Annotated in this window: 20 protein-coding genes and 1 pseudogene; 15 read left to right on the forward strand and 6 right to left on the reverse strand. The window is 47.6% G+C overall.

Annotated elements, in window-relative coordinates:
* The 10 genes from ACKFKF_RS07110 to ACKFKF_RS07155 all read left to right on the forward strand — a co-directional run.
* Nucleotides 1-913, forward strand: a 913-nt coding sequence (locus tag ACKFKF_RS07110; protein WP_446867053.1) for a PQQ-dependent sugar dehydrogenase, incomplete at its 5' end; no start/stop codon positions are given.
* A 9-nt stretch (nt 914-922) separates the two neighbouring features.
* Complete coding sequence (locus tag ACKFKF_RS07115; RefSeq protein WP_446867055.1) at nt 923-1078, forward strand: hypothetical protein; 156 nt, start codon at nt 923-925, stop codon at nt 1076-1078.
* Nucleotides 1079-1130: 52 nt separating this feature from the next.
* The gene (locus tag ACKFKF_RS07120; RefSeq protein WP_446856517.1) at nt 1131-1484 is read left to right on the forward strand and encodes a phage holin family protein; all 354 of its coding nucleotides are present in this window, start codon (nt 1131-1133) and stop codon (nt 1482-1484) included.
* 519 nt (nt 1485-2003) lie between these two features.
* A complete protein-coding gene (locus tag ACKFKF_RS07125; protein ID WP_446867057.1) occupies nt 2004-2165 on the forward strand; it encodes a hypothetical protein in 162 nt (53 codons plus the stop codon).
* 235 nt (nt 2166-2400) lie between these two features.
* A complete protein-coding gene (locus ACKFKF_RS07130; RefSeq protein WP_446867058.1) occupies nt 2401-2853 on the forward strand; it encodes a DUF2141 domain-containing protein in 453 nt (150 codons plus the stop codon).
* A 29-nt stretch (nt 2854-2882) separates the two neighbouring features.
* Nucleotides 2883-3089, forward strand: a complete 207-nt coding sequence (locus ACKFKF_RS07135) for a hypothetical protein (protein WP_446867059.1) — start codon at nt 2883-2885, stop codon at nt 3087-3089.
* A 54-nt stretch (nt 3090-3143) separates the two neighbouring features.
* A complete protein-coding gene (locus ACKFKF_RS07140) occupies nt 3144-3410 on the forward strand; it encodes a GNAT family N-acetyltransferase (protein WP_446867060.1) in 267 nt (88 codons plus the stop codon).
* Nucleotides 3411-3440: 30 nt separating this feature from the next.
* Complete coding sequence (locus tag ACKFKF_RS07145; RefSeq protein WP_446867061.1) at nt 3441-4253, forward strand: ABC transporter permease; 813 nt, start codon at nt 3441-3443, stop codon at nt 4251-4253.
* Nucleotides 4254-5216: an ABC transporter ATP-binding protein gene (locus tag ACKFKF_RS07150; protein ID WP_446867062.1), complete on the forward strand. Its 963-nt coding sequence runs from the start codon at nt 4254-4256 to the stop codon at nt 5214-5216.
* Between the two features lie 78 nt (nt 5217-5294).
* Nucleotides 5295-5489, forward strand: coding sequence for a hypothetical protein (locus ACKFKF_RS07155; RefSeq protein ID WP_446867063.1), 195 nt, complete (start codon nt 5295-5297; stop codon nt 5487-5489).
* A 53-nt stretch (nt 5490-5542) separates the two neighbouring features.
* Here ACKFKF_RS07155 and rpoD read toward each other — a convergent pair whose 3' ends face one another.
* The 4 genes and pseudogenes from rpoD to ACKFKF_RS07175 form a co-directional block, all read right to left on the reverse strand.
* The gene (gene rpoD, locus ACKFKF_RS07160) at nt 5543-7486 is read right to left on the reverse strand and encodes an RNA polymerase sigma factor RpoD (protein ID WP_446867064.1); all 1944 of its coding nucleotides are present in this window, start codon (nt 7484-7486) and stop codon (nt 5543-5545) included.
* Nucleotides 7487-7707: 221 nt separating this feature from the next.
* A pseudogene (locus ACKFKF_RS07165) lies at nt 7708-8398 on the reverse strand (IS1 family transposase).
* Between the two features lie 81 nt (nt 8399-8479).
* Complete coding sequence (locus ACKFKF_RS07170; protein WP_446867065.1) at nt 8480-8686, reverse strand: hypothetical protein; 207 nt, start codon at nt 8684-8686, stop codon at nt 8480-8482.
* 52 nt (nt 8687-8738) lie between these two features.
* Nucleotides 8739-9947, reverse strand: coding sequence for a M20 metallopeptidase family protein (locus ACKFKF_RS07175; RefSeq protein WP_446867067.1), 1209 nt, complete (start codon nt 9945-9947; stop codon nt 8739-8741).
* 250 nt (nt 9948-10197) lie between these two features.
* On the opposite strand from ACKFKF_RS07175, the gene ACKFKF_RS07180 reads away from it, so the two are divergent.
* The 3 genes from ACKFKF_RS07180 to ACKFKF_RS07190 all read left to right on the forward strand — a co-directional run bounded on the left by ACKFKF_RS07180 (nt 10198) and on the right by ACKFKF_RS07190 (nt 12105).
* Nucleotides 10198-10512, forward strand: a complete 315-nt coding sequence (locus ACKFKF_RS07180; RefSeq protein WP_446867068.1) for a helix-turn-helix domain-containing protein — start codon at nt 10198-10200, stop codon at nt 10510-10512.
* A 97-nt stretch (nt 10513-10609) separates the two neighbouring features.
* Complete coding sequence (locus tag ACKFKF_RS07185) at nt 10610-11050, forward strand: (2Fe-2S) ferredoxin domain-containing protein (RefSeq protein ID WP_446867070.1); 441 nt, start codon at nt 10610-10612, stop codon at nt 11048-11050.
* Nucleotides 11051-11454: 404 nt separating this feature from the next.
* The gene (locus tag ACKFKF_RS07190) at nt 11455-12105 is read left to right on the forward strand and encodes a response regulator transcription factor (protein ID WP_446856528.1); all 651 of its coding nucleotides are present in this window, start codon (nt 11455-11457) and stop codon (nt 12103-12105) included.
* 29 nt (nt 12106-12134) lie between these two features.
* Here ACKFKF_RS07190 and ACKFKF_RS07195 read toward each other — a convergent pair whose 3' ends face one another.
* Nucleotides 12135-13424 carry a tetratricopeptide repeat protein gene (locus tag ACKFKF_RS07195; RefSeq protein WP_446867072.1) on the reverse strand — a complete coding sequence of 430 codons (1290 nt, stop codon included), beginning with the start codon at nt 13422-13424 and terminating at the stop codon, nt 12135-12137.
* A gap of 537 nt (nt 13425-13961) precedes the next feature.
* Between ACKFKF_RS07195 and purD the strand changes: the two genes are divergently transcribed.
* Together purD and nblS are read left to right on the forward strand one after the other, a co-directional pair.
* Nucleotides 13962-15275 (forward strand): phosphoribosylamine--glycine ligase, encoded by a 1314-nt coding sequence (gene purD, locus ACKFKF_RS07200; protein WP_446867073.1) that lies wholly within the window; start codon nt 13962-13964, stop codon nt 15273-15275.
* 123 nt (nt 15276-15398) lie between these two features.
* Nucleotides 15399-17309, forward strand: a complete 1911-nt coding sequence (gene nblS, locus ACKFKF_RS07205; RefSeq protein ID WP_446867168.1) for a two-component system sensor histidine kinase NblS — start codon at nt 15399-15401, stop codon at nt 17307-17309.
* A 191-nt stretch (nt 17310-17500) separates the two neighbouring features.
* On the opposite strand, the gene ribBA is transcribed toward nblS, so the two are convergent.
* Nucleotides 17501-19204, reverse strand: a complete 1704-nt coding sequence (gene ribBA, locus ACKFKF_RS07210; protein ID WP_446856531.1) for a bifunctional 3,4-dihydroxy-2-butanone-4-phosphate synthase/GTP cyclohydrolase II — start codon at nt 19202-19204, stop codon at nt 17501-17503.
* Between the last annotated feature and the right edge of the window lie 134 nt (nt 19205-19338).

Consider the following 19338-nt stretch of genomic DNA (forward strand, 5'->3'; position numbering starts at 1 on the left):
AGTATTGGTCAATACCCGTACTCACTTGATTCATCCCTTTGTTCAGCAACGCCCACAGGGGTTAAAGCGGATTCGATTTATGGCGAAAAGTCCAGACGATCGCCTCTTTGTCACTGATATGTATGATCTGACGGACAACCAGAAAGGCAAGGTTTATGTCCTCGATCGCTTCGATTCTAAAACAGGTAAATTTGGTAAAATCACGCCTTATTTGACGAATCTTAGAAATCCTAATAGCGTTGCGTTTTATGTAGATTCCAATGGTAATCAGTGGTTATATCTGGCGTTGACCGATCGCTTAGTTCGTTATCGCTACAGCAATGGTGAAACTGCTCCCAAAAGTGCCCCTCAAGTGTTGGCCAAGTTTCCTGACTATGGGTTGAGCTATAAGTACGGCGGCTGGCATTTGACGCGAACCGTTGCCATTCACAACGATAAAGTGTACGTCGCTTTGGGAAGTAGCTGCAACGCTTGTGAAGAAAAAGAATCGGTCAGAGCCTCAATTCTAGAAATGGATCTTGATGGTAAGAATCAAAAACCCTACGCGAATGGTTTGCGAAATGCTGTAGGGATCGAATGGGTGAATGACCAGCTATACGCGACAAATATGGGAGCCGATCACTTAGGAGATAACAAACCAGAAGAGACATTTTATAGAATCAGGAACGGTCAAAACTATGGATTTCCCTATTGCTATCAATATCAATCTCGCATCTATGCGGATAATCAGTTTAAGCGATCGACTAAAAAAGTAAATTGCAGTACGGTTCCTTTAGCAAACGCTACATTTCCTGCTCACAGCGCTCCTTTGGGATTGGAGTATTTTGATTCAGCGAACTCTGACGAGTTAAAAGATTCCTTTTTAGTGGTGCTTCACGGGGGATCAAAGCTCAAATTGCAGCGAGGCTATTGAGTCTCACGATTGAAGGCTGACAATTCATCAGAAGTGTTTATTAGCGGCTTTTTGCAAAACGGCACGATCTACGGAAGACCTGTCGATATTTTGCGAGTGGACAAGGATGCATTTCTACTAACCGATGACTACTCAGGGGTGATTTATTACATCTCAAAAAAGTAGCCTACCGTTAACGGTGTGGTCTGCTATCATCGAGACAAAAATTCTAACTACCATGCTGCACTTTATCTTGACCTGGCTGGCGACGGCTGTTTCTCTAATCATCACGTCCTACATTGTGCCTGGGTTTCGGATTGATAGCCTTGCGGCGGCTCTAATCGGGGCTGCGATCTTAGGATTTGTGAATGCGATCGTGCGTCCCCTTCTCATCCTATTCACCTTACCGTTGACGATCGTGACACTGGGGCTGTTTTTATTTGTGATTAATGCCATCACGTTCTGGTTGGTGGCAGCGTTGACCCCTGGATTCTATATTGCTGGATTTTTCTCTGCTCTGTTGGGTGCAATTGTATTAACGATCGTATCTACCGTCGTGTACTGGTTCTTTGGCAGACTTGAACCCTCTTAGAGTAGCTGCTATGAATTCTCAAAGTCCCCAAACATTGCCTAACAATGCGATCGCGCCGCTCAACTCTCCCCAAAAAGACGTGCAAGGATGGATGATCTCAGGGTACCCATCTGACTTGAGCGTGGTCTTGGCTTGGTTTCTTCTTTTTATAAACTTCTTCATTCTTCCCTGGATAGTGTTTCCCATTACAGTTTGTCTTAAGAGCGTTCGTTATTTTGTTGCTCAAAACTCTTTTTATTCTTCGCGTCTGTATTATCTTAGTCATCTCTGGAGTGTTTTACTTATCGTTGGTAAGCGTTGCAATGGATATAGTTGGCGTGGTCATTCAGATTTAACAGAAAGCAGTATTCGACCACCGAACAGGTCGGTTATACTAAGTATCCCTTGTGATTGGGACAGCGTTGCACCCTGAATTGTGATCGAGAACTTGCAGCCAGGCAGCCGATCGCGAACTCAGGAAAGTTAACGATCGATTTGGTTGGTGCAGAAGTCGTAACCTACCGACAGGGGAGGAATACCGTGTATGAACGCCAGATTTTGCATCAGGAAACGATTCATAGCCAACCCATTTTCACGGGTTCTAGCCATGTAATCGAAAGAGACAGTCACTTCTCAACTCCGACCCGTGGGATTCGTTCATTTGAGGCAGAGCATAACCGGATTCGCTGGCAGCGAGGCTAAGGAAGAGTTTGGTAGAAAAAACCGTGGTGGTTCTCTCGAACCGTTGAGTATGTGTTGTAGGTAGAGCCTTAAAAGAACGATATGTTAAATCTTAGGCTGCAACAGATGGGGGTGGGGAATGGTTGTCGGGAATGTTTTTCTATGCGTTGCGGAAGTGGTTTTACAGAGCATTTTTGATTACATTGTTATATGAGCTACTTTGCTACAACACTAATTACACTTAGATCAACAGATGATGCAACGCCTTCTAACTAGCTTCTTGATTACAACTGTAACTGCTAACCTTTTGTCACTGAATGCTGAAGCTATGCCCAACTATGCTCTAACAGTCACCGTAGATGGATTGAGAAATCAGAAAGGAATTGTTTGTCTGAGCCTGTTTGCTAAAGATCAGGGGTTTCCCAATGGAGTCGATCGTGCCCTTGATTCTCGCTGTGTGAGTGCCAAAACTGCTGCGCCATCGGTGACGTTTAACAACTTGAATGCAGGCAATTATGCGGTTGCAGTCATTCATGATGTCAACGAAGACGGTAAACTGAACACTGGACTTTTCGGAATTCCTAAAGAAGGATTTGGCTTTTCTCGTAATCCCAAAATTCTCACCAGTGCGCCCAGTTTTAAAGAAACAGCGATCGCCCTTGTCAATCAAAAGACGAACATCAAGGTTCAGTTGAGATACTTTCTGTAATTAGAACTGTAGTTAAAATTGTAGCTAAAATGCAAATCCTGACCTATCAACCTCAGTACCAAATGCAGGTGGCTAAGTTGATTTTGCAGATTCAACGCGAAGAATTTGGATTGCCAATCACCCTCGAAGATCAACCTGATTTACTCGATATTCCAACGGCTTATCAACAGGGAAATGGAAACTTTTGGATTGCTGTCGAGAATGATCAGGTGATTGGCACGACCCCTTGCGGGTAACTCGAAGAGATCGCCGCTATTGATATCCAAAATTACCAGCTTGCTCTCCGTAAAATGTTTGTTGCATCGGCTTACCGAATGGTCGATCGGGAACCCTTCCAGGTCAGCATTGGTCAACAGCTATTGAACACTTTATACAATTGGGCAACAGAACGGAATATCACAGACATCTACTTGGGAACTGTTGCAGCCTTTAAAGCAGCGCATCGATTTTATCAAAAGAATGGGTTTCAGAGCGTCGATCGTGCTGATCTTCCGTCTACATTTCCATTCATGTCAGGCGACACGCACTTCTACCGACGGACAATCAAACAAAGTTAAAACCAGCACACCAGATCGGATACAGTACGATTGGATAAATCTAGAGACACCCAGGAGAAACGGTTGTTAGCGAGAGACTGGTCAGGAACAACGGCGATCGCTCAACGCATTCTGCTTGAACTGTGGCGGCGAAAAGTTAGTCTAATTTGTTGGGTGGTCTTTCCCGCGTCAATTTTGATCATCAACGGCATGATTCTGTCCGAACAGGCGCGTCTCTCGGTCGCAGAAGCGTTTGCGCGATCGGTGGCTCCCTGTTTAGTCGGAACGGCGTTGTTTTTTAGCTGTCTGGGCGGCAGTATTGCAACGATCGTCGCAGAGCGAGAACAGCGTACCCTCAAACGTTTGTTGACTTCTCCTTTGCGAGGCACGTCCTACTTTTTAGGTATCTTTTTAGCCTATGGCTCGATCGGTGTCGGTCAAACGATTTTAGTCTACAGCATTGCTACTTTTGCTAACGCCTCATTCAAAGGATCGTTGGGGTTAGGATTGCTGATTACATTCCTCAGCATGATCGCTTATGTGGGTGCAGGCTTTTGTATCGGGGCAAAATTAGCGCGTCGCACTGAAGATGTGAATGCATTAATCGCAGCGTTGGGTGTTCCGTTGTTGTTATTGAGTGGGGCGTTTATTCCGATCGAGTTCTTTCCCAAAGCTCTGAGAGACATTGCTCAATACAATCCCATTTATCACATGATTGAAGCGCTCTCTGCTGCGTCCATTCAGGGAAAAGACTTTGCTGAAATTGCGCCTCACTTTTGGTTTTTGGTAGGATTTTCTGGGCTAATGCTGGGTGGCGGGTGGCTCTCATATCGTCAAATGCTCGAAACTGAAAGGAGACGATAATTGCTGAAAATTGAAAATCTTTGCAAATCCTATGGGTCACGATCGGTTCTCAAAAACCTGAATCTCAGCATTGCTCCTGGCGAAATTTATGGACTACTCGGAGCCAACGGAGCCGGAAAAACCACCACAATCAACATTCTCTGTCACCTGCTGCGATCTGATAGCGGCCGCGTCACCATTCACCATCAGCCCATTTCAGACGCGACCAAATCTCTCATCGGACTGGTTCCCCAAGAAAATCTCCTCTACGGCAGTCTCACCTGTGCCGAAAATCTCAACTTCTTTGCGCGGCTCTATGGATTGCCAAAAAAACAGAGGCGAGAACGAGTGCAGGTTTGTCTAGAAGCAGTTGGGTTGGGCGATCGCTCCCATAGCTACGCAGAAACCTTGAGCGGGGGAATGCAGCGACGATTGAGTTTGGCGATCGCACTGGTGCATCATCCCAAGTTACTGATTCTCGACGAACCGACGGCTGGCTTAGACATCGAAGCCCGGATCGAAATCTGGCGGCTGATTCGCAATCTGCAAAGTCAAGGCATGACGATTTTGCTGACAACTCATTTACTTGATGAAGCTGAACGACTGTGCGATCGCTTAGGCATTCTCAAACAGGGCTGTCTCTTGTCTGAGGGCAGCTTATCTCAACTGCGTCAATGTATTGCGGCTCAAGAAATTGTGATCGTGCAAACTTCTGATGAGGAGGGAGCGATCGCGCGTGCCCAATCTCTCGGTTTTCCTTACCGCCGCTATGGAGACGACTTAGCTTTTTGGCTCCCTGAAATGTTGGAGTTAAAAGACATTATCAGCCGATTTGATGGGGTTCCGTTGGAGTCGATCGCCCGTCAGCCCGTCCGTCTCGAACATATCTACAACGAAATTCTGAATGGCGATTTAAAACAGACGAACTCTGAGCGCGATCGTAATAAGCCTGAGTTGATTCCAATTGAGGAATTGCCTTGCTAAGTCGGTCAGATTACAATGCAAGCATCATCTCAATTTCTCAAGTATCCTCGTCTGAATATCACAGATGGAGAAAAATTCATGTCCCAAACTGTGCCTACTTTGAGCCTCGAACAGATTAAATCTATCATTGCTCAACTTCCTGCCCAAGATTTATTAACCCTGTCCCATGAGATTGCAGAACGGCTACAGTCTTATGAGTGGATGAGTCTGTCACAGACGGGTTTTGAGGAGTGGAACGACGAGGAAGAAGACATCTATGATGTTGAATCCTAAGCCAGAAGAAATTTGGCTAGGTACGTTTCCATGCGTTCTTGTTCAACTCTGAACTATCGAATAAATTCTTTTAAGATTTGGTTACGTTCAGGATGCCGTAATTTACGGAGTGCTTTGGCTTCGATTTGCCTAATTCTTTCACGAGTCACATTAAAAATCTGGGCAATCTCTTCTAACGTTTTCATTTGTCCATCATCTAGACCATAACGTAGGCGTAATACGTCCTTTTCACGAGAGGTAAGCGTAGCCAGAATACCCTCTAGATCTTCTCGAAGTATGTTCCGAGAAATATGTTCTTCCGGTGTTTCACAATCAGCTTCGATTAAATCACCTAAACACTCTTCTTCTCCCATCGGTGTATCCAGCGAAATCGGTAGCTGAGCAGACTTGGCAATAAACCGCAGCTTCTCGATCGTTATTTCCATGCGAATGGCAAGCTCTTCTTCCGTCGGTTCGCAACCCATCTTTTGAGAAAATAACTTTATAGTTTTCTCAATGCGAGAAATGGTTTCGTAGAGGTGAACCGGAAGGCGAATCATTCTGGATTGATCTGCGATCGCACGAGTAATTGCTTGACGAATCCACCATGTTGCATATGTTGAAAACTTATACCCTTTCTCATAATCAAACTTCTCTGAGGCTCTGATTAGCCCTAAACTTCCTTCTTGAACTAGATCTTGGAATGACAATCCTCGGTTCATATATCTTTTCGCAACTGACACTACTAAACGCAGGTTCGATTGCACCAGCTTTTCTTTAGCACGGCGACCTAAATGCAAGCGATGCCGAAAAGCTGGCAATGCCATACTAACCCCATATGCCCATTCACTATCTGAAGGCTCACGATTCAATTTCTCTGCCAATCTTATACGGACTCTCTCTAGCTGTAGTAGATCAGAAATCTTCTGCGCCAACTCAATCTCTTCACTGGCACGTAAAAGGCGATAGCGACCGACTTCTTGCAGATAAAGACGAATTGAGTCCTCAGTGTAGTTCCGACTTCTCATCCGTCTTTTAGAATTTGCTTGATTAGCTTTCAGATGTACTTCCTGTTCACCTACAGTGTCATTTTCATCATCAAACGGTACATGGCTATTGCTATGAATTCTGTTACTAGAAAAGTTAGTTCCTTTGTAGCGAATAAGCGGCGGACAGCTATTCTCTTGATAGAAGGGACTGACAATTGCAAAACATGAGCCATTCGGGTTTGTGATACGCTGTCTTGGATTGTTATAAACATTCACTCTTGCGTGCCAGGTTTCCATATACGGCTTTAAGGTATGCCAATTTAGCAGAAATGTTTGTGCCGCCTGATTAGGTAAAGCAACAACGATTAACAAATGCTCCAGTGCTATTCCATAAACTGAGTTAATTGCATCTAAGTAAGCAGCCCCTTGAATAATGTGTTCATCTAGAGAAAACTGATCTAATTTCTCCGATGTTTTCCATTCAACAACACAATCGATTCCAGACCAAGAAGCAACACAGTCTACTCTGCCAGAATAAAGTAACTCTGGATGAAATATTGGTTTCTCTAAAAGACGAACATAGTTTAGTTTGCGAAGAATAGGCTCAACAGAATTAACCCAAGGAACTAAGTCTGCTGAATAAGAAGCATTTCTACGCCCAGTCAAGTAATGCTTGATTAGGTTATGTACGGCAATGCCACGGTTTCTTGCTTGTTCCTTTTTTAGTTCAATTTCATGCTTAGAAAGTCTTGCACCTTGTTTACGTACTGGTAATGCTGTGGCTTCGAGAATTTGTGTAACACTCGGTAAGTGTTTACTAAATAAAATGTACTCACAAAGCCAAGACAGACTTTCATAGTTTTGTCGTAATGCCAGCAGAGATTTAGTCAGAACCTGTCGCTTTAAAGAGTCAAAAGCTGCAAGTGTAAGTTTTTGCTTAAAATCAACGAAAATGCCGTCGAGAAGACTGCGGTTATGCGCTTCACAGCATTCTGTGAAAAATTGCGTTAGTTCATCCGTTTGACTCATAAGTAATCAGGCTCGTCATAAGTGCAGCAAAGTATGACGTTAAGGTGCCCAATTGTCACGAAGGAGTAGCGTACAGATAAATAGGCGGCATATGGAAGAGTGAGTGTCTTTCAGCAGTCCAACAATTTTTTTGTAGAGCTTTTTATCCAGTTGCGCCCATTCTGTGAAGTCTTCAAAAGCACTGGGTTCAAAAATAGGGCGTTGCTGAACAAAGGGATGAATCAAGTGAGTACGGGTATTGACCAATACTTTAGGTAATGGAGGAGCAATCGCAGCGAATGCTTTAGCATTTCGACCGACTTGGAGTAACACAAGGTCTGGCGATGCAATCGAGCTAAGTCGTGACGTAAGCGGGTATTCTCGCCTTCGACTCTCGTCATGTACGTCTTGCTCACAAGGTGGTCGCCTTCCTCAATAAAACCGGGATAAACCTTCCAGCCATCGGTGACATAGAAGTAGCAATGCCAGCAACAGACAATCTGCCACAAGGGTTTGAACGTCTCTGCGCTGTGACTCCCCCCACCCAAGCGAGAATGCCCGCCCGGAAATGGTTCACGGCTGTCCAGATCCAAATTTTGTTTTTTTTGACCCGACAAAGGTTTCTAGTTCGTCGAGTTCTCCCACCTCTGGAATCTCCGACTCCTGTGGGGCATCCGGCAGTTGCTGTCCGAGTTGCTTGACCCAATGAATCACGGTTGTATGATGCACGCCAGTACAGCGCTCAATCGCGCGAAATCCCATGCCGTTGACGTAACGCATCAAGCAATCCTGCTTGGTTGCTGCGCTGTAGCCTTTGGGTGGGTCATAGCCTTCAATAAATTGGCGACCGCAGGCGCGACAGATATGATTTTGCTTGCCTCGTCGTTTCCCGTTCTGGCGAACCTCAGTAGACCCACAGTATCGACACTGCATAGTACAACACCCTCATTCATCCCTCCATTATGCAACGCCAAAAATAACTTTACGCTTCACTCCAGATTATCCAGATTGACTTCAATGAGTGTTGGTTGATGAACGTTGTTTAATGTTCTCAACTGCTTGCAACAATCGTGCGCGATTTGCAGCAGAAGCCATCAAATAAGCGGTTTCGTCCACACCATATACAACAATCTCAATTTCCTGATCCTTAAAAGTCGCCTTCAGTCCGTCTAAAAATTTTTGATCGAGTTCATTAGCATTTAAGCGATAAATCGTCTGCATACTGCTTTAATTTGAGTGATTTGATTGAAGGCCCAGATTTGCTAATCTAATCCTACCGTTTGCAAAACTTTTCGACGCAGCGCACAAAAATTTCAACCCCCATTCCTAATGCAGTTTCATCAAAATCAAATCGCGGATGATGATGCGGAAAGTCTAATCCTTTGGCAGAATTGGCAGACCCCAAAAAGAAATAACAGCCCGGAACTTCCTGCAAGAAAAACGACATATCTTCACCGCCCATCGTTTGACAGTTTGGCACCACTCCTAGCGGCGACTCAATCACTGTTTCTGTAACAGATCGCACCAGATCCGCGATCGCGCCATCATTGATCACAGGCGGATAAAGCGATCGGTAATCTAACTCAAACTTGGCACCGTGACATTGACAAACCCCGGCAACAATTTGTTCAAGTCGCTGGCTAAAATAATTGGCGTAATTAGGGTTAAAATAGCGCACCGTTCCACTCAATTGAGCTGTGTTAGCAATGACATTGCAGGCTGTCCCGGCATGAAATTCGCCAACGGTCACTACTGCCGACTCGATCGGGTCAATGTTTCTTGCCACAATCGTTTGTAGTGCATTTACCACTTGAGAACCGACCACAATCGAGTCGATCGTCTGTTGAGGAATTGCGCCATGTCCGCCTTTGCCAAAAATCGTACAGCGAAACGTCTCGACCGCCGCCATCAGAGCGCCCGATCGCACCCCCACCGTTCCCAAGGGAAGCTGATTCCACAAATGCAGACCGACGATCGCATCCACATCGGGATTTTTTAACACGCTAGCTTCAACCATTGGCTTCGCACCGCCTGGCCCTTCTTCGGCAGGCTGAAAGATGATCTTCACGGTTCCCGAAAACTGGCGATGTTGAGACAAATAATATGCCGTGCCTAGGGCGATCGTCACATGCCCATCATGACCGCAGGCGTGCATCTTGCCATCGTGTTGAGACTTGTAGGGGACTTGATTCGCTTCCTGAATCGGCAAGGCATCCATATCTGCTCGAATTGCGAGAACAGGGCCAGGTTGATGTCCTGCGATCGTCGCCACGATTCCCGTTTGGGCCACCCCTGTCTGATGCTCAATGCCCCACTCAGTCAGCTTTTGAGCGATGAATTCTGCGGTGAGATGCTCACAAAAACCGAGTTCTGGTCGTTGATGTAGTCTGCGCCGCCAAGCAACTAGTTGAGACTGGAGGGCCTGAATCTCAGAACGAATGCGAGAAACATCGACAACCGGATTCAGAAAAGTGGAAACCATAGTAGAAACAGTGAATGTTTTATGACAAATGAAAGGGTTGAGAGTCTTCGGCGATTTTAACGTGACAGCCTAAAAATGTCTCCAATCCTCGTCTTAGCTAAAGTCTACCTCGATCGAATTTAGAAGCGTTGACGTGAGTGGCTATCTTAACCGCTTGTGAGTTCATTCTTGGTATCAAATTGTTTTGAAGAACGGTCAGATTGCCGTAGCGTTACCGTTTCTTTCCCTAGAGTTTTACCGCATGTTTATAATGGCTAATCTCATCGTTGATCTGACTTTTATTCGTGTGCCCTCTACCGTGAGTCAAGCTATGGGAAAAGCAGGAAAGGCCCTCAAGCACGTCCTCTCAACCTACGGTCTAAGCCAAAATCGGCTGGCTGTGACAATGGGCATTAATCGATCGACCGTTCATCAATGGGTCAACGAAATTAGTGATCCCCTCGCCGAAGCCGTGACCGAAATCATCAAAGCCCTCCGCCAAATTGACGAAACCGCCGCCGAAGATTTCATCAATCTGTATCTAGAGCGGGGGACTCAAAATGTCGATCGAGAAGGAGTGGGATGAAAGCCAAAAGCCTGTTTTGCAGCCGTCAATTTTTCTTTCTATTACTTAACTTAAGATCTTAAATAAAGACCTTAAAAAACTCAACCTGCGATCGTCCATGTCTTCCTCTCCAATTCCCCCAGCCTCTGAGTCTCTGACAAATTGTGTTCAAAACTTGGGACTGCCCCAGATTCAGCGCCACCTTTTAATCTGTGCAGACCCCACAAAACCGATCTGCTGCTCTCAAGAAACGGGATTAGCGTCCTGGAATTACTTGAAGAAACGCCTGCAAGAACTGAAATTAGATAAACCGACTGCCGATCGTCCGGGCTGCATCTTTCGGACAAAAGCGAATTGTCTGCGCGTCTGTGATCAGGGGCCGATTCTGGTCATCTATCCCGATGGGGTGTGGTATCGGGCGGCGACTCCTGACGTAATCGAACGGATCATTCAAGAGCATTTGATTGGCAACCAAATTGTCAAAGAGTATGCGTTTCTCACCCATCCGCTGCCACAGCCAGTCAGCCAAAAAACCGATTTCTCTAAGCAAGCTGAATGACGGATTTTGACGCAGTAGCGGCGTGAATTGTGGGATGGAAACGATCGTATTAACCGTCCCTCAAAACCTTTTCAATCCTGGCTCCTCAAACTTCTTAAAGCTCACGCGATCGAGTCCTTAATCCACCACCGTTAATCCACCACCGTTTGATGGAAACCTGATCGATAAAGTTAATTTTTTTGACAAGTCGTATATAATGGCGCAAGACACAGGGTCAATAAATCTGCGCCACTGTCCACATTGCAATTGATTGAGTTTTCTATCCTCTTAACGAAGCTCCCCAAAATAAAAGTTAGATTCTAGCTAGATTTCCGTTAAATAAAACGGTTGATTCTGTAGAATGTGGCAATGCATAGGGTTCTATTTCCATTCAAGTCCAGATTAGGCAGAGCGAGTATCACAGCATGAAGGAAACCAGCGCGGGGAATCATAGACGGCTGCTGCTGATTGACGATGACCCTAACTTGATTTTGCTAGTCAAAGACTATCTTGAGTTTCGCGGGTATGAGGTCATCACCGCAGAAAACGGTCGCGAAGCTTTAGAGGTTCTAGAGCAAGACGTTCCAGACATGATTATCTGTGACGTGATGATGCCAGAGATGGACGGCTATTCGCTCGTCAGCGCCATCCGCTCAGATCCCAAAACCAGTTGGATTCCGGTCTTATTTCTATCCGCCAAGGGGCAAAGCCAGGATCGCGTCAAAGGGCTAAACATCGGCGCAGATGTCTACATGGTCAAACCCTTTGAGCCAGAAGAACTCGTCGCCCAAGTTGAGTCTTCTCTCAAGCAAGCCTCTCGCCTGATTCAACACAAAGACGCGAAGGGTGGAGACAATACGCCCAAAATTCAAGTCCCGTTTGATGTCGAGCTAACGCCCACTGAGCTGCGAGTGGTGCAATTTGTGGCGAGAGGTATGGCCAACCGAGAGATCGCCGAAGAACTCAACGTCAGCCAGCGCACGATCGAAAGCCACGTTAGCAACATGCTCGGCAAAACCGGACTGCACAACCGGACAGAATTGGCGCGCTGGGCGATCGAAAATAGTATGGCTTAGATAGGTTTCAACTCATTCAAATTAGCGAGTTACTCTCCTTTTTGTGCGACTTGAATCTGGGTGGTGAAGTAATCCATCCGATAGTTAAGCTGCTTTGCCAGTTCTAGCCCTTGATTAAAAGCGGTAGCGGCTTCTGCATAAGACTTTCGAGCAAGTTGGATTTGCCCAATTTTGTCGTAAGCATCCATTGTGCTGTAGAGGTCAGAAGTTTGCTGCCCAAAGCCGATCAGGTATTCGTAAACTCTCAGGGCCGCGTCTGGGCGATCGTTCTTGCGGTAAAGCGCTCCCAATTTTTGCAAGGCATCCTTGGTGTAGGCTAACTGGAGCAGGGGTTGTGCCAGGGTGAACGCTTCTTGATAAGTCTGCTCTGCTAACGCAGTTTGTCCGCTGGCGGCGTAGTTGTCGGCAATTTTAATCTTGAGCGGGGGAATTAGCGGCTGTTGCTGAGTTTGCTCAAAAAGCTGCACCAATTGCTGCTGATAGGGCACAGCTTGGGGGGGCTGTTTGGCTTGCTCGTGGGCAAAGGCCAGTTGACTGATGCTCACAATTTCATTCGCCCGATCGCGCCTTGCCTTTGAGCCATTCAGCAGGTCAGTGTAGGTGGCGATCGCTTTGGGATAGTCAAACCAACTTAAATGAAGCTGTCCGATCGTATTCAACAAGCTGATTTCCTGGGTGACATCTTTGCGCTGCCGAGCTTCGGTCAACAATGTGTCATAGGCGCTGAGGGCGAGTCCGGGCGATCGTACTTGCTGATAGGCGAGTCCTAATCTAGAGAAGAGTTGAGTGCGATCGAAGGCGGGTTGCGGAGGGATCTTATCCAGCTTCCCGGTCTGCACCTGAGTTTGAATCGATTGCAGTCGAAGTGTGATCACCCGCACCTGGTTAGGTTGATTTTGTTTCCAGGCTAAATCGCCGACTCGACCCAGCGCCTTCACTTCTTCTACAAACCCCAATGCACGACGCAGCCGCAGTTCTCGATTCCACAACCCAAAGGCTTCGAGAGGCTGTTGAGCCGCTAATTTGACCAGGGCTTCTTGATTGAGGGCATCCAGCGCGATCGTCAGACGGGAGCGATCGACCGCACTCAAGGGAGTCTTTAAACCACCTGGCAATAAGGGATCAGGCGTAGTTAGCTCCAGCGGACTGGGCGGGAATTCATCTTTTTGGGGAGGCTTGGCGGTCGGCTGTGTCGTGGGTGAAGGCTTTGGTTGGGGAGTCTCGGCCGACTGGGCAGAAACGCCAAAATTTAGGCTCGAAACTACGATTCCTGCACTGACCCAGGTTAAAAAGTCAGAAAACTTGACTGTCATAGGCACGATCGACCTTGGTGTAAATGTTTAAGCGGCAAAAAACAGCAAATTAAACGGCAGATTTTTCATCAACCCTTTGGTTAGCAGAAGTGAAACGGCTCTCGAAAGTTTCAAAAATTAAATTTTCAAGAATTACTGAGTAGTCAGCCGACTGAGCCAGTCAATCCTTGGATTAATAACTTCTATCTAAGCAGAAGTGAGCGCTGAGTAAGGCCGCAAGTTAAGGGTCTATTGATACCGAAAGTAGGAAGATTAAGTGAGTTTTTGACCACAATAAAAGTTAGAGGAAAATAAACCGAAATTCACCTGAATGATAAAAGCTACTGCCACAAAATAGGTCGAATCTGAGCTTTATTCAACTGATAACTCAAACCTCAACACTCCCATGACATAATGAGATGCCATTCGTCCGTATTGGAGATTTTACCGTTAAGCTTAGTATTTTAGATAGACAAAATTTTGAAGACGGTTTGAGTAATATTGCTTGACCGCTGTGTGTCGCGTGGGTTAATCTCATCCATCGCTACACCATTAACAACACTTGTGAGATTGAGTGAGGGCAATGTGAGGGTTTTGATTGTTGGCAATGGGGGACGTGAACATGCCCTGGCGTGGAAACTACTACAGTCGCCGCAGATGCAACAGGTGGTCTGCGTGCCGGGTAACGGAGGAACTGCTCACCTCGATCGCTGTAGCAATTTACCTTTATCGATAGATGACTTTGAAGGAATTGCTCGATTTGCGCTGGTCAACAATATAGCTCTGATTATTGTCGGCCCCGAACTGCCACTCGCGCTAGGCATCACCGACTATCTCAAGCAGCAGCATTTGACGGTATTTGGCCCTACTCGCGAAGGCGCACAAATCGAGTCGAGTAAAGCCTGGGCCAAAGGTTTGATGCGTCAAGCTGGGATTCCGACGGCTACAGCTGAGGTGTTCAACGATGCCGAGTCTGCCAAAGCCTACGCTCGATCGCAAGGTGCACCGATCGTCATTAAAGCAGATGGGCTTGCGGCTGGGAAGGGAGTCACCGTAGCTTCCACCATTGATGTCGCGGTCGCTGCGATCGAGGCTTGTTTTGAGGGGCAGTTTGGCGAGGCGGGTCAGCGGGTGGTGATCGAGGAATGTCTGACGGGGCAAGAAGTTTCTATTTTGGCGGTCACAGACGGCTTGACGATTCGCCCTTTGCTGCCTGCCCAAGACCACAAACGGATCGGAGAGGGTGACACTGGGGCGAATACTGGAGGAATGGGTGCCTATGCGCCTGCTCCGATCGCGACCCCTGCTTTGATGTCCCGCATTCAGACCGAGATTTTAGAACCGACGATCGCGGCCCTTCGAGACCGAGAAATCGACTATCGCGGCGTTTTGTATGCGGGACTGATGATTACGCCCGCAGGTGACCCAAAAGTCATTGAGTTTAACTGTCGATTTGGCGATCCAGAAATTCAAGCTATCTTGCCCCTGCTCGAAACGCCGATCGAAAAAATTCTGTTAGCCTGCACCCAACGCCAACTAGAGACCTTGCCAGAGATTGAATGGAAGCCAGGAGCCGCCGCCTGTGTGGTAGTTGCTTCAGAAGGGTATCCCGAAAGCTTTACCAAAGGCGTTGAGATCAGAGGCATAGAGCAGGCCGAAGCCACAGGTGCCCAAGTGTTTCAAGCGGGGACGCAGCGCAAGCAGGATGTGCTGGTGACGGATGGTGGGCGTGTGCTGGGAGTAACCGCAGTCGGTGCAGACTTTGGACAAGCGATCGACCAGTCCTACGCCGCGATCAGTCGCATTCAATTTGAAGGCATGTACTATCGAAGGGATATCGGCGATCGCGTTCGTACCGTCGGCTCGACTCCAAATTAGCCTAATATTAAGATAAGCTCTGTCAGAACAGCCCTCCAGCCGTCATTCACCTTGTCTATCCTCAAATCCATTCAAGACGTTCTCATTCGCTGGTGGTCAGAATTTACCCTCCAGACTAAGCTCATGGCTGCCGCGACCCTGGTGGTTTCTCTGATCATGAGCGGTCTGACCTTTTGGGCAGTCAATACGATTCAGCAGGATGCTCGCCTCAGTGATACTCGATTTGGCAGCGATTTGGGTCTATTGCTGGCGGCAAACGTGGCTCCTTTAGTCGGAGAAGACAATCGGACAGAACTGGCGCGGTTTTCTCATCGCTTTTACAGCAGCACTTCTAGCGTCCGCTACATGATCTATGCCGATGCTGACGGCAATATCTTTTTTGGCATTCCCTTCTCTGATTCAGAAGTTCAAAATTCTTTGACAATCCGGCGACGCATTCAACTCCCGGACGATTTTGCCAATCATTCCGACTTGCCCCTGGTTCGGCAGCACATTACACCCGATGGAGAAGTGACGGATGTTTTCGTGCCGCTGGTTTATGAAGGGAAATATCTGGGGGCGCTGGCGATCGGTACCAATCCCAATCCGACCGCCGTGGCTTCTTCTCACCTGACTCGCGATGTGACGATCGCGGTTTTTGTCTCGATCTGGGTAATGGTGATTTTGGGCGCGGTGTTTAATGCCCTACAGATTACGAAGCCGATTAAAGAACTTGTGGTGGGCGTGAAGAATATCGCCAAAGGTAACTTTAAGCAGCGCGTCGATCTCCCCGTAGGGGGCGGGGTTGAGTTGAGCGAACTGATCGCCAGCTTCAACGAAATGGCAGAACGGCTAGAGCGCTACGAAGAACAAAATATTGAAGAATTGACCGCAGAAAAGGCAAAACTAGAAACGCTGGTTTCGACGATCGCGGATGGAGCCGTTTTGTTAGATACCAATCTGCAAATCGTGCTGGTTAACCCTACGGCTCGTCGCATTTTTGGTTGGGAAGGAAAAGTCATCGAAGGCACCAATGCGCTTTACTCTTTCCCGGTTGCCGTTCAGGTTGAGTTGACGCGACCGCTTTATCAGATGGCTAGAGGAGAACTCAAAGAGGAAGCTGAATTTCGCATCACGTTTACTGAGCCGACCAATCGCACCATTCGCATTTTGCTCAATCGGGTTCTCGATCTCTACAAAGAAAACATCAAAGGCATTGCCGTCACGGTACAAGACATCACGCGCGAAGCGGAGTTAAACGAAGCCAAGAGCCAGTTCATCAGCAATGTCTCCCACGAGTTGAGAACGCCGCTCTTTAACATCAAGTCCTTTATCGAAACCCTCTACGAATATGGGGAAGATCTGAGCGACGCTGAACGACAAGAATTTTTGGAAACTGCTAACCGAGAAACCGATCGCCTCACCCGCTTGGTTAACGATGTCCTGGATCTGTCTCGCCTCGAATCTTGCAAGGTCTATCACTTTGAGGCGGTGGATCTAGCACAACCGATCGAGCAAATTCTTCGCACCTACCAACTCAATGCCAGAGACAAGGGGATCGAGCTACTGCAAGATATTGATCCCGATCTGCCGCCTGTTCTGGGTCACTATGATCTCCTGCTGCAAGTGTTTGCCAATTTAGTCGGCAATGCGCTCAAGTTTACAGAAGCCGGGGGCAAGGTCACGATGCGGGCCCATCTGTTGCCTGCGGAAGCGCTTGAGGAGTCAACGTCTGGTCTTGAGGTAACTCCTCCTTCGAGACGAGTCCGAATTGAGATTGTCGATACAGGAATTGGCATCGACCAGGAAGACCAGGATGCCATTTTTGAGCGATTTTTCCGCGTTGAAAATCGAGTTCACACCCTGGAAGGCACTGGACTGGGACTGTCGATCGTTCGCAATATCATTGAGCGGCACCGCAGTCGAGTCTGCCTAACTAGCGAAGTCGGAGTCGGGACAACCTTCTGGTTTGACCTGGCAGTTTATCAAGACGAACCCGCAATCACACCCTCACCGACTTTAGAGACTCCGGTATTGGAAGCGATCGAAGGCTAACGGTGACGTGAATTAATTCGATGAAGTTTTTCGCTCCGGTGTTTGACGCTTCTGCTGCTATTCTGGAGATCTTCCAGACTTTCAATCTTAACAATTCAGATTCAGCAGTTCTCAGTTAAAACAATTGAGAAGGACTTGTAGAGACAAAGCTTTTTGAACAGGTCTTCAATCCTAAGCGTTAAACATTTGAACTACTCCTCAAACTCCTGTTTGCAGAAGCTGTAAATCGTTTGCGTTTCTAAGGCGGTGCAGATCGATGAGGGCTGCTGTCCGATCTCAAAGGTACGTCGATCGAGTTGTACCTGTAAGCCCGTCAACGGATCGGAGCCTGGAGAGATCATGAATTCTAGCTGCTCAACAAACGACCATTGCATCAGAGTATCTAGAATCTGTGCGATCGACCCAATATAGGGATGTCCGGGAGCCTTGTACCAATCTGCATCACTAACCAACGCCTGCTCAAAGCCCAGATTGACAATCAGCGGAGCCTGCCCGAAGAGAGCAGAGGCGACAGGTCGAGCTTCTTCTTGCAGCATCAGATCGTGGGCCTTCGCCAAAAATCTGAGTTTCTCTAGACGTTCATAGCGCTCTGTGACGGTTTCCACCTCGTCGTGAAGGTGAATCGCGATCGTCACCAGATAGGTTCGCAAAAACAAGTGACCCATCTTTTCGGCTTTGGTGGTCAGATAGTTGGAGTTGTAGGACGTCGCCTCGATTAGCAGAGGAACGCGATCGACCATTTCTAAGCCATAACCTTTGAGTCCAGCAATTTTGCGAGGGTTGTTGGTGATCAGGCGAATTTTCTTCACACCCAGGTCATTGAGAATTTGTGCCCCTACGCCATAGTCCCGCAGGTCAGCCGGAAAGCCCAACCGCTCATTGGCTTCGACCGTATCCAGCCCCAAATCTTGCAGCGAGTAGGCTTTTAACTTGTTGACCAGACCAATGCCTCGCCCTTCTTGACGCAGGTAGACGATGACCCCAGCCCCCGCATTCTCGATCATCTTCATCGCCGCCTGAAGCTGCATCCGGCAATCACAGCGCAGAGAACCCAGCGCATCTCCCGTCAAACATTCTGAATGAACGCGCACCATCACAGGCTGATCTTTGAATTGAGAAGGATTGCCTTTGACGATCGCGACATGCTCAGAGTTGTCTAAGAGATTGCGATAAGCGTAAATCTGAAAGCGACCGAACTGGGAGGGCAAGTCGGCGATCGTTTCTCGGCAGACAAAGCGCTCGTGCCGCAGCCGATAGCTGATCAAATCGGCAATGCTAATAATCTTGAGGCCGTGGAGCTTGGAGTATTCGATCAGTTCTGGCAGGCGCGCCATCGAGCCATCCGCATTTTGGATTTCGCAGATCACACCCGCCGGGTACAAACCTGCCAATCGAGCTAGATCAACCGCCGCTTCGGTGTGGCCGGCCCGCTTTAAAACGCCGCCTTCTCTCGCTCGAATCGGAAAAATGTGACCTGGACGGCGCAAATCGCTGGGTCGAGTGTCTGGGCTGAGGGCCACTTGAATCGTTCGAGAGCGATCGTCTGCCGAGATGCCCGTCGTCACCCCCACCCGTGGAGAGGCATCAATACTCACCGTGAAGGCAGTTTGATTACTGTCAGTATTCTCACGCACCATCAGAGGCACATCTAATTCATCCAATCGGTTGCCCGTCATTGCCAGACAAATCAAGCCCCTTGCGTAGACGGCCATGAAATTAATCATGTCGGGGGTGGCAAACTGGGCGGCACAGATGACATCACCTTCGTTTTCCCGATTTTCGTCATCGACGACGACGATCGATTTGCCCGCTTTGAGGTCAGCCAGAGCTTCATCGATCGGATCGAAGGAAAATGGATGGTTTAACAGGGGTTGAGTGTTGACGGAGAGGTTCAAGGCGATAACACCGTAAAGTTTTTTGAAGCGACTTTATCTTGATTGTAATTCCTTTGACTTCGGAAGCATACCTATCTTTGATAGTAATTCTTTTGAGAAAGAATCTCCTGGATGCAGGGTGAAAGGCAAGCCAT

This window comes from Phormidesmis sp. 146-12 (assembly GCF_052939495.1).

Bases quoted from the DNA above. Each gene is read 5' to 3' on its own strand.
- ACKFKF_RS07190 (WP_446856528.1), top strand. From the start codon at position 11,455: ATGAAGGAAACCAGCGCGGGGAATCATAGACGGCTGCTGCTGATTGAC.
- ACKFKF_RS07180 (WP_446867068.1), top strand. From the start codon at position 10,198: ATGGCTAATCTCATCGTTGATCTGACTTTTATTCGTGTGCCCTCTACC.
- ACKFKF_RS07130 (WP_446867058.1), top strand. From the start codon at position 2,401: ATGCAACGCCTTCTAACTAGCTTCTTGATTACAACTGTAACTGCTAAC.
- ACKFKF_RS07185 (WP_446867070.1), top strand. From the start codon at position 10,610: ATGTCTTCCTCTCCAATTCCCCCAGCCTCTGAGTCTCTGACAAATTGT.
- ACKFKF_RS07175 (WP_446867067.1), bottom strand. From the start codon at position 9,947: ATGGTTTCCACTTTTCTGAATCCGGTTGTCGATGTTTCTCGCATTCGT.
- rpoD (WP_446867064.1), bottom strand. From the start codon at position 7,486: ATGAGTCAAACGGATGAACTAACGCAATTTTTCACAGAATGCTGTGAA.
- ACKFKF_RS07170 (WP_446867065.1), bottom strand. From the start codon at position 8,686: ATGCAGACGATTTATCGCTTAAATGCTAATGAACTCGATCAAAAATTT.
- ACKFKF_RS07135 (WP_446867059.1), top strand. From the start codon at position 2,883: ATGCAAATCCTGACCTATCAACCTCAGTACCAAATGCAGGTGGCTAAG.
- nblS (WP_446867168.1), top strand. From the start codon at position 15,399: ATGGCTGCCGCGACCCTGGTGGTTTCTCTGATCATGAGCGGTCTGACC.
- ACKFKF_RS07120 (WP_446856517.1), top strand. From the start codon at position 1,131: ATGCTGCACTTTATCTTGACCTGGCTGGCGACGGCTGTTTCTCTAATC.
- ACKFKF_RS07155 (WP_446867063.1), top strand. From the start codon at position 5,295: ATGTCCCAAACTGTGCCTACTTTGAGCCTCGAACAGATTAAATCTATC.
- ACKFKF_RS07140 (WP_446867060.1), top strand. From the start codon at position 3,144: ATGTTTGTTGCATCGGCTTACCGAATGGTCGATCGGGAACCCTTCCAG.